Here is a 13,534-nt window from a genome sequence, read left to right as displayed (position 1 = left end):
CCTAGCGCGTCCGCCCTTCTCCGGCGTGCAAGCGTCCTCCCCGTCGATCTTGCTGTGGTGTTGCCAACTATTGCCTGTTGCAACTTAATTGCTGTTAGCTGCACCCGGCAACACGGACACCCCGGGAGGAACTGCATGCGCCGAACGGTCCTCGCACTGCTGACCGCCGCACTGGCGGCGACGGCGTGCACGTCACCGGACGGCGCGGTGACCGGCTCGGCGACATCCATCGTGATCGGCGCCGGCAGCGAACCGGAGAACCTGAACCCGGTGCTCGGCTACGCCCCCGACGGTGCCGCGAAGGTCTTCGACGGCCTGGTCGCCCGCGACGCCGCGCTGAAGCTGGTCCCCGCACTGGCCGCCGAGCTGCCCACCGCGTCGGCCGACGGCCTCACGTGGACGGCGAAGCTGCGCACCGGTGTCACGTTCTCCGACGGCACCCCGCTGACCGCCTCGGACGTCGTGTTCACGTACAAGTCCGTGCTGGACAAGAAGGTGAACTCCACGATCGCCTCCCGCTTCGACGCCGTCGCCGACGTCGTGGCCGTCGACCCCGCGACCGTGCGGTTCACGCTCTCCTACCCCTACGCCCCGTTCGCCCAGCAGCTGACCCTGGGCATCGTGCCCGCGGCGAAGTTCGCCGGCGCCGACGTGAACACCGCGCCGTTCAACACCGCCCCCGTCGGCACCGGCCCGTACGCGGTGGCGGAGTGGCGCAAGGGCGACCGCCTGGTTCTCAAGGCCAACGAGCAGCACTGGGCCGGCGCCCCCGCGATCAAGACCGTGACCGTGGTGTTCGTCCCCGACGACAACGCCCGCGCCACCCGCATGGCAGCCGGCGAGTTCGACGGCACCGTCCTGCCCCCGAAACTCGCCCGCTCCTACACCGACCGCTCCGGCTACCGCGTGGTGCGCAACCCGTCCGCCGACTACCGCGGCATCGGCCTGCCCTCGGAACTCCCCTTCACCTCCGACCCCCGCGTCCGCCGCGCCCTGAACCTGGCCATCAACCGCCAGGCCATGATCGACACCGTTCTCGCCGGCTCCGGCACCCCGGCCGCAACCCCGGTCTCCCCGCACCTCTCCGCGTGGCACGACCCGTCGGCGACCTTCCCGTTCGACACAGCGGAAGCCGCCCGCCTGCTCGACGAAGCAGGCTGGCGCCAAGGCCCCGACGGCAAGCGCACCAAGGACGGCCAGCCAGCCCGCCTACCCGTCCTGTACCCCGCACCCGACGTGCTGCGCAAAGAGCTCGCCCTGGCAGCCGCCTCCGACATCGCCAAACTCGGCATCGACGCCCCCGCCGAAGCCACCACGTTCGACGTCATGCTGCAACGCCAACGCGAAGCCGCCTCGATCTGGGGCGGCGGCGACCCCTACGACCCCGACACCGCCGCCTACACCCTGCTGCACTCCCGCTACGCCGGCCAGCCCGGCTACGTGAACATGAGCCACTACCGCAACTCCACAGTGGACACCGCACTCGACACGGCCCGCCGGTCGCTCGACCCGGCCGTGCGCAAGCAGGCCTACTCCGACTTCCAGCAGGCCTACGTCGCCGACCCGGGGTGGGCGTTCCTCGTGTTCCTGGAGCACACGTACGTGGTGCGGGACAAGTGGAACGGGCAGGAAACGCAGGTCGAGCCGCACGACCACGGGCTCGTGCACGCGGTGTGGTGGAACCTCGAGCGCTGGACGCCGAAGTCGTGACTCGGGCTTCGGGTGGTGGGCCGGAGGGCGCTGAGGGGATTGTTGGCGGTCAGGCGGCCGGGGTTTCTGCCGTCGGCGGTCAGGCGGCCAGCAACCCTGCCGTCGTCGCCCCGCAGGACGGCGACGGGCCCGGCTCACCGGCGGCTGCCGCGCACCCACAAGCCCCGGCGGCGCGGCGTTCCTTGGCTGGTCTGCCTTCCTTGGCCGGTCGACGTTCCTCGGCCGGTCCTCGCTTCTCGGGTCGTCCCCGGACCAGGTCGTGCGCCCTCGGCATGATGGCGTTGCGCCGCTTGGCCTTCGCGGCCCCGGTCCTGCTCGTGGTGAGCTTCGCGCTGTTCGTGCTCGCCAAGGCCTCGCCGTTCGACCCGGTCGAGCGCTACTTCGGCGTCCGCATCATCGGCGCCTCCCCGGAACGCGTCGCCCAGCTGCGCGAGAACTGGGGCGTCGACCAGCCCGTGGTGGCCCAGTACTGGGCCTGGCTGCGGCACGCGGTGGTCGGCGACCTCGGCGACTCGCTCTCCCTGCAGCAACCCGTGTCCGCCGTCATCGGCGACCGTCTCGGGTGGACGGTGCTGCTCGTGTCGGTCGGCTTCACCCTGGCGCTGCTGCTGGGACTGCTGCTGGGCACGGCCGCAGCGTGGCGGCAGGGCACGTGGCTGGACCGCGTGGTCACCGGCGGCTGCTACGCGCTGGAGGCCGCGCCCGTGTTCTGGGTGGGGCTGGCGGTGCTGTACGTGTTCGCGCTGCAGCTGCGCTGGCTGCCCGGCGGCGGCGTGACGAGCGGGGCGGAGCCGGTCACCGTCGGCGGGGTCGCGGTGCACATGGTGCTGCCGGTGGCGGTGCTGGCGATCTCGCAGGCGCCGTGGTTCGTGCTGTTCGTGCGGCAGAACCTCCTCGAGTCCTTCACCCAGGACCACGTGATCGGCGCGCGGGCCCGCGGCCTGCCCGACCGGCTGGTGGTCACGGGGCACGCGCTGCGCACCTCGCTCCTGCCGTTCCTGACGCTGCTCGGGGCGCGGCTGCCCGAGCTGATCACGGGGGCGTTGCTGGTGGAGACGGTGTTCTCATGGCCGGGCATCGCGCGCGCCACCGTGGAGGCGGCGCTGAACGTGGACTTCGCGTTGCTCGGTGCCCTGACCGTGATGGCCACCGCTGTGGTGCTGGTGGGGAACCTCCTCGCCGACGTCCTCTACGCGCTCGCCGACCCGAGGGTGGCGGTCGATGGCTGACGGACTCCTGACTGCGGCTGGCTGCCCCTCGACCCGACTGGCGGCCCCGACCCGACTGGCAGTGCCGGGGCGACTGGGCAGCGGTCCGCCCCCATCCGCGCTTCCTCACTTCGCGGGCGAACGAGTTGGGTACTTCCGGACATCAACCAGACGCAGCCAGGCGCGGATCAGGACAACGACCACCCGTCCGGGTGACGTACGGCGGGCGGAGACGGGAGCGGACCATGGCTGACCTGGCCTGGCGCAGTGCACCGCGTGCGCGGCTCACCGCTGCCGGACCGCCGCGGTCGCCTCGGCTGCGGCTGGTTCCGGCAGCGACCGTGCTGGTGGTCGTCGCGCTGGCGACCATCGTCGTTCCGCTGGTCGTCGACCTCAATGAGCAGTACGTCGACCTCGCCGTGGCCAACCAGGCGCCGTCGGCGGCGCACCTGTTCGGCACCGACGAGCTTGGGCGGGACGTGCTGCTGCGGTGCATCTATGCGCTGCGTGTGTCGCTGACGGTGGGCATTGTCGCGGCGACCATCTCGGCGGTTGTCGGCACTGCGGTGGGTGCGCTGGCCGGGGCGGTCGGCGGGTGGGTCGACCGGGTGTTGATGCGGCTGGTCGACGCGATGGCGTCGGTGCCGCACCTGTTGCTGGGCATCGTGATCGTCGCGGTCCTGCGGCCGAGCCTGACCGCGGTGATCATCTCGATCGCGCTCACCCACTGGCTCACGTCCGCGCGGATCGTGCGGTCGGAGGTGCTGTCGTTGAAGTCGCGGCCGTTCATCGACGCGGCCGTCGTAGGCGGTGCCGGCAGGACGAAGGTGCTGACGCGGCACCTGTTGCCGAACGTGGCGCCGCAGGTCCTGCTCGCGACCACGCTCATGGTGCCGCACGCGGTGTGGCACGAGACGGCGTTGTCGTTCCTCGGGCTCGGGCTGCCGCCGCACGCGGCGAGCATCGGCAACATGATCAACGATGCCCAGCGGTCGCTGCTGGTCGGCGGGTGGTGGATGTCGTTGGCGCCGGGGTTGCTGCTCGTCGTCACGACGCTCGCCGTGTCGGGCGTCAGCGGGGTGTGGCGGGACCGGTTGAACCCCAAGCGGCGCACGGAGCTGACGTGGTGAACCTCGAGGTCGAACGGCTGTCGGTGCGGTTCGCGTTGCCGGGGGCGACGGTCGACGCGGTCAGCGACGTGTCGCTGACCATCCGGCCCGGCGAGTGCGTCGCGCTCGTCGGGGAGAGCGGGTGCGGCAAGACGGTGCTGGCCAGCGCGCTGCTCGGGTTCCTGCCGGGCAACGCCCAGACCCGCGGGGCGGCACGGCTCGGCGAGCTCGACCTGCTCCAGGCCACGGACCACGAGCTGGCCACGAAGGTCCGCGGCCGGCAGATCGGGCTCATCCCGCAAAGCCCGGCCAGCCACCTCACGCCGGTGCGCACCGCGCGGTCGCAGCTCGAAGAAGCCGCGCGCACGCTCGGCGGCGACGCTGCCAGTGCCGCCGAACGCGCCGGGCTGCTGCCCGAACACCTCGACCGCTACCCGCACGAGCTGTCCGGCGGCATGGCGCAGCGCGTCGCGAACGCGTTGGCGCTGGTCGGCGACCCGTGGCTGCTCATCGCCGACGAACCGACCACGGGCCTGGACCGCGACCTGGTCGACGGGTTGCTGGACGAGTTCCGGCGCATGGTCGACGACGGGCACGCCGTCCTGCTCATCACCCACGACCTGGAGGCGGCGCACAAGATCGCCGACCGGATCGCGGTGATGTACGCGGGGCGGATCGTCGAGCTCGGACCCGCCCACGACGTGCTCGACAACGCGCGCCACCCCTACAGCCGCGGCCTGGCGGACGCCCTGCCCGACCGCGCCTTCACACCCATCCCCGGCCTGCCGCCGCTGCTGACCGACCTGCCGGTCGGTTGCGCGTTCGCCCCTCGGTGCGAGCAGGCCATGGCGATCTGCGAGGAACGGCCCGTGCTGACCGACGACCCGCACGCCGTCGCGTGCCACCGCCCGTGCTGAGCGCGCACGGCATCACCGCGGGCTACCGGCACCCGGTGATCACCGACTTCAGCCTCACCATCCCCTCCGGACGGACGATCGGGCTCGCCGGCCCGAGCGGGTCCGGCAAGTCCACTGTGGCGCGGGTGCTCGCGTTGCTGCACAAGCCGTTCGCGGGCACCGTGGAGATCGACGGCGACACGGTCACGGGCTACCGGTTCCGGGCACCGCAGCGCACCAAGATCGGTGTGCTGTTCCAGCAGCCGCGCCTGTCCGTCGACCCGCGCTTCACCTTGCGCAGGGCCATCGCCGAACCGCTCGGCAACAACCCCGGCCGCGTCGCCGAGCTCGCCGACCTCGTCATGCTCACCGAGGACCTGCTCGACCGCCGGCCGCACGAGGTGAGCGACGGCCAGCTGCAACGCGCCTGCCTCGCCCGCGCGCTCGCCCTGCGGCCCCGGTACCTGATCTGCGACGAGATGACCACGATGCTCGACGCCTCGACGACCGCAGCGCTGGTCGGCGTGATCCACGCCTACCAGGCCGAGACGGACGCGGGCGTGCTCGCGATCTCGCACGACTCCCGGCTGCTCGCCCGGTGGGCCGATCAGACGTTCACCACCGCCTCCACGGTGACGTCGTCGCGGTAGCTGTCCGACGCTTGGCGGCACGTCGCACGCGGCGTTGGTCGGCATGAACCACACCCACCAGACCGAGACGGACGCGAACACGCGCGTGACCTCTCACGCACACAACGGTCTGGTCAGGCCTTCAGCACCGCCTCCACGATGACGTTGTCGCGGTAGCTGCCCGCCGCACGGTCGAACTCACCGCCGCACGTCACCAGCCGCAGCTCCGACAACGGTGTCGGGCCGTACACGCCCGCGGTCGGGAACTCCACCTTCTGCGTGGAGTACGACCGGTTCACCACGAACGTCAGCGCGCTGCCGTCCTCGCGTTCGACCAGCACCTCGGCGCCCGGTTGCAGCTCCGGTAATCGGTAGAACACGCCAGGGCCGGTCTTCGAGTCGACGTGGCCCGCGATCACCACCGGGCCCGCGTCACCCGGTTTCACGCCCTTCGCGTACCAGCCGGCCTGGTCCGCGCGGGTCGGCGGTTCGAGTGCACCCGCGCCGTCGACCGCCAAGGCCTGCAGCTTCGTCTCCACCCCGATCGCCGGGATGCGCACCGTCACCGGCTCCGGTGCCTGGTCCGCGCCGGGGCCCTTGACGATGTAGATGAGCGTGACCACGATCGCCGCGGCCATCACCAGCTTGCCCTTGCCCATCAGCCGAACCGGAACAGGCGGTCGCGCACCGAGTACATGGCGAGGCCGACGACGAGCGCGATGACGAGCGCGGTCAGCCAGTCCCAGCCGCCCGCCATGCCGCCGAAGCCGGTCTCCTGGCCGCCGCTCGGCACGACCTCGGCGCTCTTCGCGTCGGTCCGCAGCTCGATGCGGCGTGCGCTGACCAGCAGCGAGTAGACCGCGCCGGGTTCGGTCGTCACGTCGAGCTGGGTCGAGTCCTTGCCGCGCGGCAGCACCTGCAAGGGGTCGTCGTCGGGCAGGAGCACGACGTACCCGGTCGTGCTGTTCGCCTGCACGCCCCGGTGGATGAAGGAGCCCGACCGCACGACGTCCATCTCGGCGTCACCGGCGTTGATCACGCGCAGCCGCGCCTGACCGTTGACCGGCAGGCTGATGTCGTCCTCCAGGACCTTCATCGTGCTCGCCAGGTCGACCACCGTGTACGCCTTGCCCTCGGCGGCCTGCACGAGCACCGAGCGCAGCACCGGCGCGTTCGGGTCCGCGGTGCGGAACTCGACGAGGTGCTCGCCGGGGGCGACCCGCCGGTAGTCGTCGAGCGCGGCGTAGTCGAAGCCGCCGAGCGCCGTGCCGTCCAGGCTCACCTCCACCCGCGCCTGGTCCACCGAGAAGTGCCCGATGCGGATGTACGTGCCACTGGCAGCCTGCGCCGGCGCGGCGCTCAGCAGCAACAACAGCACAACGGCGATGAACCGCACGGCAGACCTCCCCTCACCGGACCACGCCAACGGTAGCGTGCCGCACCGACAATTCTCGCGTCGTTCCCACCGGTCACAACCCGGCCAGATCCGGTCGCCCGCCGGGACGCGTCACCGTGTCGCCCGATGCCTTCACGGCGAGCCGTGCGGCCTCTTCCGGCGTGGAACCGTTCGTGAGCGCATAGGTCAACGCCGCGATGAACGCGTCTCCTCCTCCGGTCGTGTCCACCACCTCCGCGTCACCCAACGGCAGCACCAGCTCGCCTCCGTCCCAGACGAACACGTTGCCCTCACCGTTGACCGCGAACGCCACGAGCCCCGGCCCTTCGACCGAACGGGCCGCGGCCAGGGCGTCGTCGGTGGAGGTGATCTTGCGGCCGGTCAGCAGCTCGGCCTCCTGGTGATCGGCCCGCAGCACGTCCGCGCGGGCCAGCAGCTCGTCGCGGAACTCCTCCGGCGCACCGTCGAGCACCACGACACCGCGTGCCGACCGGGCCGCCTTGAGCGCCACCTCGGGCGGTAGCTGGAGCTGGACGACGACGGCTTTCGCCGCGGCGATCACGTCGAGCGGGAGGTCTTCCTCGCGCACCGGCTCCCGCAGGTCCTCCAGGTACCGCCACCCGTCCGCCACGAGGTCGACGATCAACGCCGACACGCCCCGTCGCACCACACCCGCCGTGCCGATGCCGTCCGCGGCCGCCCGCGCGACCAGCCGCTCACCGACGCCGTCCTCCCCGACCACGCCGACCAGCTCGACCGCCGCACCGAGCTGGGCCAGGCCGACGGCGATGTTCGCGCCCTTGCCGCCGAGCATCTCCCGGCGCTGCCGCACCTGGCTCGTGCCACCGGAACCGGGCACCTCGTCGACGACGAGCACCAGGTCACGCGCTATCTGCCCCACCACGACGATGTTGTCCACGGCGCCGGGGTACCCAGCCTGCGGCACGGGACCTCCGGATTCACCCGGCGAATAACGGTTGCGCGCCTTCGCATACTGGCCTCGTGACGCGACACCTCGCCGAGCTGCGGACCCTGAAGCGGCACCGCCGCGCCTTCACCCTCGACCACGAGCGCGCCGCGTTCAAGGAACAGGTCCGCGCCCACCGCGCCGCCCTGGCCGAACGCCGAGCCGCGCGCACCACCCTCACGCTGCCCTCGCAGCCGAAGCGCTCCCAGCCCGCGCTGCCGCACTTCGTGTCCGACAACGGAACCCCGGCGCGGCTCTGCCCGCAGTTGCCGGACCCGGCGTCCTACGCCGTCGTGGTCATGCTCCCGCAGGTCCGGGTGGTCGACCGCATCGAGGCGTTCTCGTTGCACGCCCGCAAGTCCGCCGCTCTCAAGCGGATCGTGCTGGGTGCGCGGGAGGTGTTCGCGTCCGTGCTCGGCCTGACGCACCCGGCGGCGCGCTCGCTCACACCCTCCGGCCGGTACGTGCACACGTCGCCGCACCCGGTTCGCGGGCGGGACTTCGGCACCGACTGACGGCGCTCAGCCGGGAGCGAAGCGGTCCGTGACGTCCTCGCCGCCGGACAGCACCAGCACGGGCATGGCGCCGTGCTTGACGTGTCCGTGCACCCGGTCGGCTTGGCCGCGGCCGAACTTGAGGACCCTGCCGTAGCGCACCAGGTACAGCAGCCCCGCCTCGTCGGGCCGCGAACGCTTGCGCAGCAACGCGACCTCGCCGGTCTCGTCGTCGCGGTCCCACGTGCCGCGCGACTTGGTCAGCCAGCGGAAACCGGTCCACGGCAGGCCGTGCACAGCAGGCACCAGGCGACGTCAGCGATTTCCTTGCGCGGCAACCTGGTCATGCAGTTGGTGCACTGCTTCACGTTGTCGTCCTCCCCCGGCGGGAAGGCCTATTCCAACGCTCGGCGCAGCCGTGAGGAGACCAGTGCGTGGCGCGGGTCGGCGGCCGGCAGCAGCCCGTGCAGCCGCTCCAGCACCTCGGCGTCCTCCACGTTGTCCGCGAACGACACCAGCGCGTCGACCTCACCGGCGTCGATCACCTGCCGGCGCAACGCCGCGGTCAGGTCGTCGCGTTCCTCCCGCACGACCGGCGCGTCCGACCGGGCCAGCAGCTCACCGGGGTAGGCGGCGACGGAGCGGCCCTCGCGCAACGCGGCGCGCACGTCCAGGAAGTCACCGCTCAGCTCCACGTTGAGGCGGTAGGGCCTGGTCAGGAGCGCGGTGCCGAGCTGGGCGCGCAACCGGTGCAGCTCGGCGCGGACCGTCGTCGGGTTGCCGCGCTCGCCGTAGAGCTGCAACGCCAGCTGTTCCGCGGTGAGGCCGCGCGGGTGCAGCGCCAGCGCCGTGAGCACCTCGGCGTTGCGCAGCGTGAGCGACAGCGGGCGTCCGTCGAGGGTCGCGGCCAGTCCGCCGAGGAAGGTGAGCGCCAGCACCGGCCTGCGCGGCCGCAGGTGGCTCCGCAGGTGGTGTTCCGCGAGCTGGGCGGCGGCGGAGACCAGCGGCGCGACGGCCGGGTGCATCGTCTTCAACGGGCCGCTCACGTCGACCACGCCCAGCAACGTGCCGGTGCGCGGGTCGCGGATGGGGCTCGCCGCGCACGTCCACGTGTGGCACCGGCGCACCAGGTGCTCGTTCGAGTGCACGGTCACCGGGCGGCCGGTCGCGAGCGCCGTGCCCATCGCGTTCGTGCCGATGGCGTCCTCGCTCCACCGCGAGCCCTCGGTCAGGTGGACGCGCTCCGCGGTGTGCCGGGTCTTGTTGTCGCCTTCGCACCACAGGATCGTGCCCGTGGTGTCGGTGACGATCATGATCGTCTCGTCCATCGCGAGGGTGTGCCGCAGCACCGGCAGGGCAGCCGCCAGCGGGTGGTCCCCGCGCAGGTGCGCGACCTCGTCCGGTGCGAGCACCACCGGCGCCTCGTGCCGGTCGGGGTCGACGCTGGCCGCGAGGGACCGCTGCCACGACTCGGCGATCACCGGCCGCGCCACTTCGCGAGGCTGCATCACACCAGGATGACTGCCGCACGCGCGGTCCGGACTACTCCTTTCGGATGCAACGTCGATGAAACGTTGCCCTCCCTAGCGTCGTCACCGGTTCGCAACGATGCGGGAGGCGAGACGATGACGAAGTACGCGGCCCCGGGCCAGCCCGGCAGCGTGGTGACGTACCGCGACCGGTACGACCACTTCATCGGCGGGGAGTACGTCCCTCCCGCCAAGGGCGAGTACTTCGCCAACCCGACCCCGGTGACCGGTGAGGACTTCACCGAGATCGCCCGCGGCACCGCGGAGGACGTCGAACGCGCGCTGGACGCCGCCCACGGCGCCGCCCGCGCGTGGGGCAAGACCTCCCCCTCCGCCCGCGCCCAGGTGCTCAACCAGATCGCGGACCGCATGGAGGACAACCTCGAGGCGCTCGCCGTGGCCGAGTCGTGGGAGAACGGCAAGCCCGTCCGCGAGACGCTGGCCGCCGACCTGCCGCTGGCCGTGGACCACTTCCGCTACTTCGCGGGCGTGATCCGCGCCCAGGAGGGCGGCATCTCGCAGATCGACGAGGACCTGGTCGCCTACCACTTCCAGGAGCCGCTGGGCGTGGTCGCGCAGATCATCCCGTGGAACTTCCCGCTGCTCATGGCCACCTGGAAGCTCGCACCGGCACTCGCGGCGGGCAACGCGGTGGTGCTCAAGCCGGCCGAGCAGACCCCGGCGTCCATCCACGTGCTGATGGAGCTCATCGCCGACCTGCTGCCACCCGGTGTCCTCAACATCGTGAACGGCTTCGGCGTCGAGGCCGGCAAACCGCTCGCGTCCTCCCGCCGCATCGCGAAGGTCGCGTTCACCGGCGAGACCACCACCGGCCGGCTGATCATGCAGTACGCCAGCGAGAACATCATCCCGGTGACGCTGGAGCTCGGCGGCAAGTCGCCCAACGTGTTCTTCTCCGACGTGGCGGCCTCCCGCGACGCCTTCTACGACAAGGCCCTCGAGGGCTTCACGATGTTCGCGCTGAACCAGGGCGAGGTCTGCACCTGCCCGTCCCGCGCGCTGATCCAGGACTCGATCTACTCGGACTTCCTCGGCGACGCCGTCGAACGGACGAAGGCGATCAAGCAGGGCAACCCCCTCGACACGGACACGATGATCGGCGCCCAGGCCTCCAACGACCAGCTGGAGAAGATCCTGTCCTACATCGACATCGGCAAGCAGGAGGGCGCCCGCGTCCTCACCGGTGGTGAGCGGGCCGACCTCGGCGGCGAGCTCTCCGGCGGCTACTACGTCACCCCGACGGTGTTCGAGGGCGACAACAAGATGCGCGTCTTCCAGGAGGAGATCTTCGGCCCGGTCGTCGCCGTGACGTCGTTCTCCGACTACGACGACGCCATGAAGACCGCCAACGACACCCTCTACGGTCTCGGCGCCGGTGTCTGGTCCCGCGACGGCTCCATCGCCTATCGCGCGGGCCGCGACATCCAGGCCGGCCGCGTGTGGGTGAACAACTACCACTCCTACCCCGCGCACGCCGCGTTCGGCGGCTACAAGCAGTCCGGCATCGGCCGCGAGAACCACCGCGTGATGCTCGACCACTACCAGCAGACGAAGAACCTGCTGGTCAGCTACTCGCAGAACGCCCAGGGCTTCTTCTGATGGCACGGGTCGACCTGACCTCGGAGGCGGCGGACCTGCTCCGCCGCCTCCGGGCGTCGCACGGCGAGCTGATGTTCCACCAGTCCGGCGGCTGCTGCGACGGGTCGGCGCCGATGTGCTACCCGGCAGGGGAGTTCCGGACCGGGTCGTCGGACGTGCACCTCGGGGACCTGGCCGTGGACTCGGATGCCGACTCGTTCTCCGTTCCCGTGTGGATGTCGGCGGCGCAGTTCGAGTACTGGAGCCACACGCACCTGACGATCGACGTGGTGAAGGGGCGCGGGAGCGGGTTCTCGCTGGAGGCACCGCTCGGGGTGCGGTTCCTGGTCCGGTCGCGGCTGCTGACCGACGACGAGCTCTGAGGAGCTCAGTCCAAGGCAGCCGCCAGCACCGCGAGATCCGTGAACGCCGGGTTCCGCGGCACCTCCGTCACGAAGTCCGCACCGGAGTCCCAGTCCCACTCCTCCGCCTCCTCCCCCAGCCGTTCGACCAGCTCTCGGCCGGGCGCAGGCCCTCCACCACCGCGGTCAGGTCGCGTGCAGCGACGAAGCGCGCGCCGTCGCCGCCGACGGACAGCACAGACAGCCAGCCGTCCGCGTCGGCCGGCCACAGGTTCGCGCCCGTCTCCGCCCGGAACAGCACCGTGGCCTCAGCGGGACCGGACAGGAACTCGCCGGCCGCGGCGAACATCAGCAGGGCGGTGAGCTCGGTCAGCCCGGTGAGGTGCGCGGACCGCGCGGAAGCGGGTGAACGAGCAGTCGAAGCCGCTCTCGAAGGCGTACAGCGCCGCGAACCGGTCACGCGGGCTCCCCTGCCCGGTGTGTCCATCCAGGACCTGGACCGAGCCGGCGACAGAAATCGGAGCAGCTACCGTGCGGGCATGACGATCGAGCCGCTGCACGACACCGGCTGGCGCGCCTTCGCCAGCGACAACTACGCCGGGGTGCTGCCGGAGGCGCTCGCCGCCATCGCCGCGGCGAACGGCGGGCACCAGGTGTCGTACGGCGAGGACGTCTACACGGCACGGTTGCAGGAGGTCGTGCGGGAACGGTTCGGGGAGCGCGCGGAGGCGTTCCCGGTCTTCAACGGCACCGGTGCGAACGTCATGGCGCTCACCAGCGTCTTGCCCCGGTGGGGCGCGGTCGTCTCGGCGGCCACCGCGCACATCAACGTCGACGAGGGCGGTGCGCCGGAGCGGATGACCGGGCTCAAGGTGCTGACCGTGCCCACGCCGGACGGCAAGCTCACGCCGGAGCTGATCGCCGCGGAGGCGTGGGGCTGGGGCAACGAGCACCGGGCGCAGCCGCTGGCCGTGAGCGTCTCGCAGACCACCGAGATGGGCACCCTCTACACACCCGATGAGCTGCGGGCGATCTGCGACTACGCGCACGAGCGGGACATGGCCGTGCACGTGGACGGCGCGCGGCTGTGGAACGCGGCCGCCGCGCTCGGGGTGCCGTTCCGCGAGTTCACCACCGCCGCGGGCGTGGACGTCATCAGCCTCGGTGGCACGAAGGCGGGGTTGCTGGGCGCGGAGGCGGTGGTCGTGCTCGACCCCGGCCGGGCGACCGGGCTGCGGTACCTGCGCAAGCTGATGATGCAGCTGCCGAGCAAGATGCGGTTCGCGTCCGCGCAGCTGCTCGCGCTGTTCGACGGCGACCTCGGGGTGCGGTCGGCGGCGCACGCGAACGCGATGGCGGCACGGCTGCGGGCGGCGCTGGAGGAGGTTCCCGGGCTCGCGTTCACGCAGGAGACGGCGGCGAACGCGCTGTTCGTGACGTTGCCGGTCGAGGTCGCCGACCGGATCCGCAAGCGGGTGCGGTTCTACGACTGGGACCGGGCGCGCGGGGAGGTGCGGTGGATGACGGCGTGGGACACGACCGAGTCCGATGTGGACCGGTTCGTCGCGGTCGTCCGGGAGGAGCTCGGCGCGTAGCCGGACCGCAACGTCAGGGAAGTCCCAAGTTTGTGCGGGT

General features: G+C 71.6%; 15 protein-coding genes. 9 read left to right on the top strand and 6 right to left on the bottom strand.

The genetic code is table 11. The features are described 5' to 3' along the window. Positions 1-135 precede the first annotated feature (135 nt). The 5 genes from ACZ7CF_RS21090 (at position 136) to ACZ7CF_RS21070 (ending at position 5,573) form a co-directional block, all read left to right on the top strand. Entirely contained in the window at positions 136-1,710 is a 1,575-nt protein-coding gene (locus ACZ7CF_RS21090; protein WP_360401271.1) for an ABC transporter substrate-binding protein, read from the top strand. A gap of 275 nt (positions 1,711-1,985) precedes the next feature. Continuing rightward, on the top strand, positions 1,986-2,939 hold the full coding sequence (locus tag ACZ7CF_RS21085) for an ABC transporter permease (protein WP_360401268.1): 954 nt from the start codon (positions 1,986-1,988) through the stop codon (positions 2,937-2,939). A gap of 224 nt (positions 2,940-3,163) precedes the next feature. Beyond that, positions 3,164-4,048, top strand: a complete 885-nt coding sequence (locus ACZ7CF_RS21080) for an ABC transporter permease (RefSeq protein WP_470370324.1) — start codon at positions 3,164-3,166, stop codon at positions 4,046-4,048. Next, complete coding sequence (locus ACZ7CF_RS21075; protein WP_360401263.1) at positions 4,042-4,944, top strand: ABC transporter ATP-binding protein; 903 nt, start codon at positions 4,042-4,044, stop codon at positions 4,942-4,944. The genes ACZ7CF_RS21080 and ACZ7CF_RS21075 overlap by 7 nt, the downstream gene beginning before the upstream one ends. Continuing rightward, a complete protein-coding gene (locus ACZ7CF_RS21070) occupies positions 4,938-5,573 on the top strand; it encodes an ABC transporter ATP-binding protein (protein WP_470370323.1) in 636 nt (211 codons plus the stop codon). Before ACZ7CF_RS21075 ends, ACZ7CF_RS21070 begins: the two co-directional genes overlap by 7 nt. A gap of 113 nt (positions 5,574-5,686) precedes the next feature. On the opposite strand, the gene ACZ7CF_RS21065 is transcribed toward ACZ7CF_RS21070, so the two are convergent. From ACZ7CF_RS21065 to ACZ7CF_RS21055, 3 genes are all read right to left on the bottom strand, one after another. Then, entirely contained in the window at positions 5,687-6,211 is a 525-nt protein-coding gene (locus ACZ7CF_RS21065; protein WP_470370322.1) for a class F sortase, read from the bottom strand. Then, a complete protein-coding gene (locus ACZ7CF_RS21060; protein WP_360401254.1) occupies positions 6,211-6,948 on the bottom strand; it encodes a DUF4397 domain-containing protein in 738 nt (245 codons plus the stop codon). Before ACZ7CF_RS21060 ends, ACZ7CF_RS21065 begins: the two co-directional genes overlap by 1 nt. A 73-nt stretch (positions 6,949-7,021) precedes the next feature. Further along, the gene (locus ACZ7CF_RS21055; RefSeq protein ID WP_470370321.1) at positions 7,022-7,894 is read right to left on the bottom strand and encodes a PfkB family carbohydrate kinase; all 873 of its coding nucleotides are present in this window, start codon (positions 7,892-7,894) and stop codon (positions 7,022-7,024) included. 56 nt (positions 7,895-7,950) lie between these two features. Between ACZ7CF_RS21055 and ACZ7CF_RS21050 the strand changes: the two genes are divergently transcribed. After that, positions 7,951-8,430, top strand: a complete 480-nt coding sequence (locus tag ACZ7CF_RS21050; RefSeq protein WP_470370320.1) for a hypothetical protein — start codon at positions 7,951-7,953, stop codon at positions 8,428-8,430. Positions 8,431-8,436: 6 nt separating this feature from the next. Here ACZ7CF_RS21050 and ACZ7CF_RS21045 read toward each other — a convergent pair whose 3' ends face one another. Both ACZ7CF_RS21045 and ACZ7CF_RS21040 read right to left on the bottom strand, forming a co-directional pair. Further along, positions 8,437-8,715, bottom strand: a complete 279-nt coding sequence (locus tag ACZ7CF_RS21045; protein ID WP_470370319.1) for a hypothetical protein — start codon at positions 8,713-8,715, stop codon at positions 8,437-8,439. Between the two features lie 89 nt (positions 8,716-8,804). Further along, positions 8,805-9,917 (bottom strand): GAF domain-containing protein, encoded by a 1,113-nt coding sequence (locus ACZ7CF_RS21040; protein WP_470370318.1) that lies wholly within the window; start codon positions 9,915-9,917, stop codon positions 8,805-8,807. A 117-nt stretch (positions 9,918-10,034) separates the two neighbouring features. Here ACZ7CF_RS21040 and exaC point away from each other — a divergent pair, with 117 nt between their 5' ends. Continuing rightward, positions 10,035-11,558: an acetaldehyde dehydrogenase ExaC gene (gene exaC, locus ACZ7CF_RS21035; RefSeq protein ID WP_360401239.1), complete on the top strand. Its 1,524-nt coding sequence runs from the start codon at positions 10,035-10,037 to the stop codon at positions 11,556-11,558. Next, positions 11,558-11,920 (top strand): DUF779 domain-containing protein, encoded by a 363-nt coding sequence (locus ACZ7CF_RS21030; RefSeq protein ID WP_360401236.1) that lies wholly within the window; start codon positions 11,558-11,560, stop codon positions 11,918-11,920. Before exaC ends, ACZ7CF_RS21030 begins: the two co-directional genes overlap by 1 nt. A gap of 67 nt (positions 11,921-11,987) precedes the next feature. On the opposite strand, the gene ACZ7CF_RS21025 is transcribed toward ACZ7CF_RS21030, so the two are convergent. Further along, positions 11,988-12,359, bottom strand: a complete 372-nt coding sequence (locus ACZ7CF_RS21025) for a hypothetical protein (RefSeq protein WP_470370317.1) — start codon at positions 12,357-12,359, stop codon at positions 11,988-11,990. A gap of 79 nt (positions 12,360-12,438) precedes the next feature. Here ACZ7CF_RS21025 and ACZ7CF_RS21020 point away from each other — a divergent pair, with 79 nt between their 5' ends. After that, positions 12,439-13,494 carry a threonine aldolase family protein gene (locus tag ACZ7CF_RS21020; protein WP_360401230.1) on the top strand — a complete coding sequence of 352 codons (1,056 nt, stop codon included), beginning with the start codon at positions 12,439-12,441 and terminating at the stop codon, positions 13,492-13,494. Positions 13,495-13,534 lie beyond the last annotated feature (40 nt).

This window comes from Lentzea sp. NPDC036955 (genome assembly GCF_055608005.1).
The sequence above is the reverse complement of the archived record's forward strand: the minus strand, read 5'-3'. Positions and strand labels throughout refer to the sequence as shown.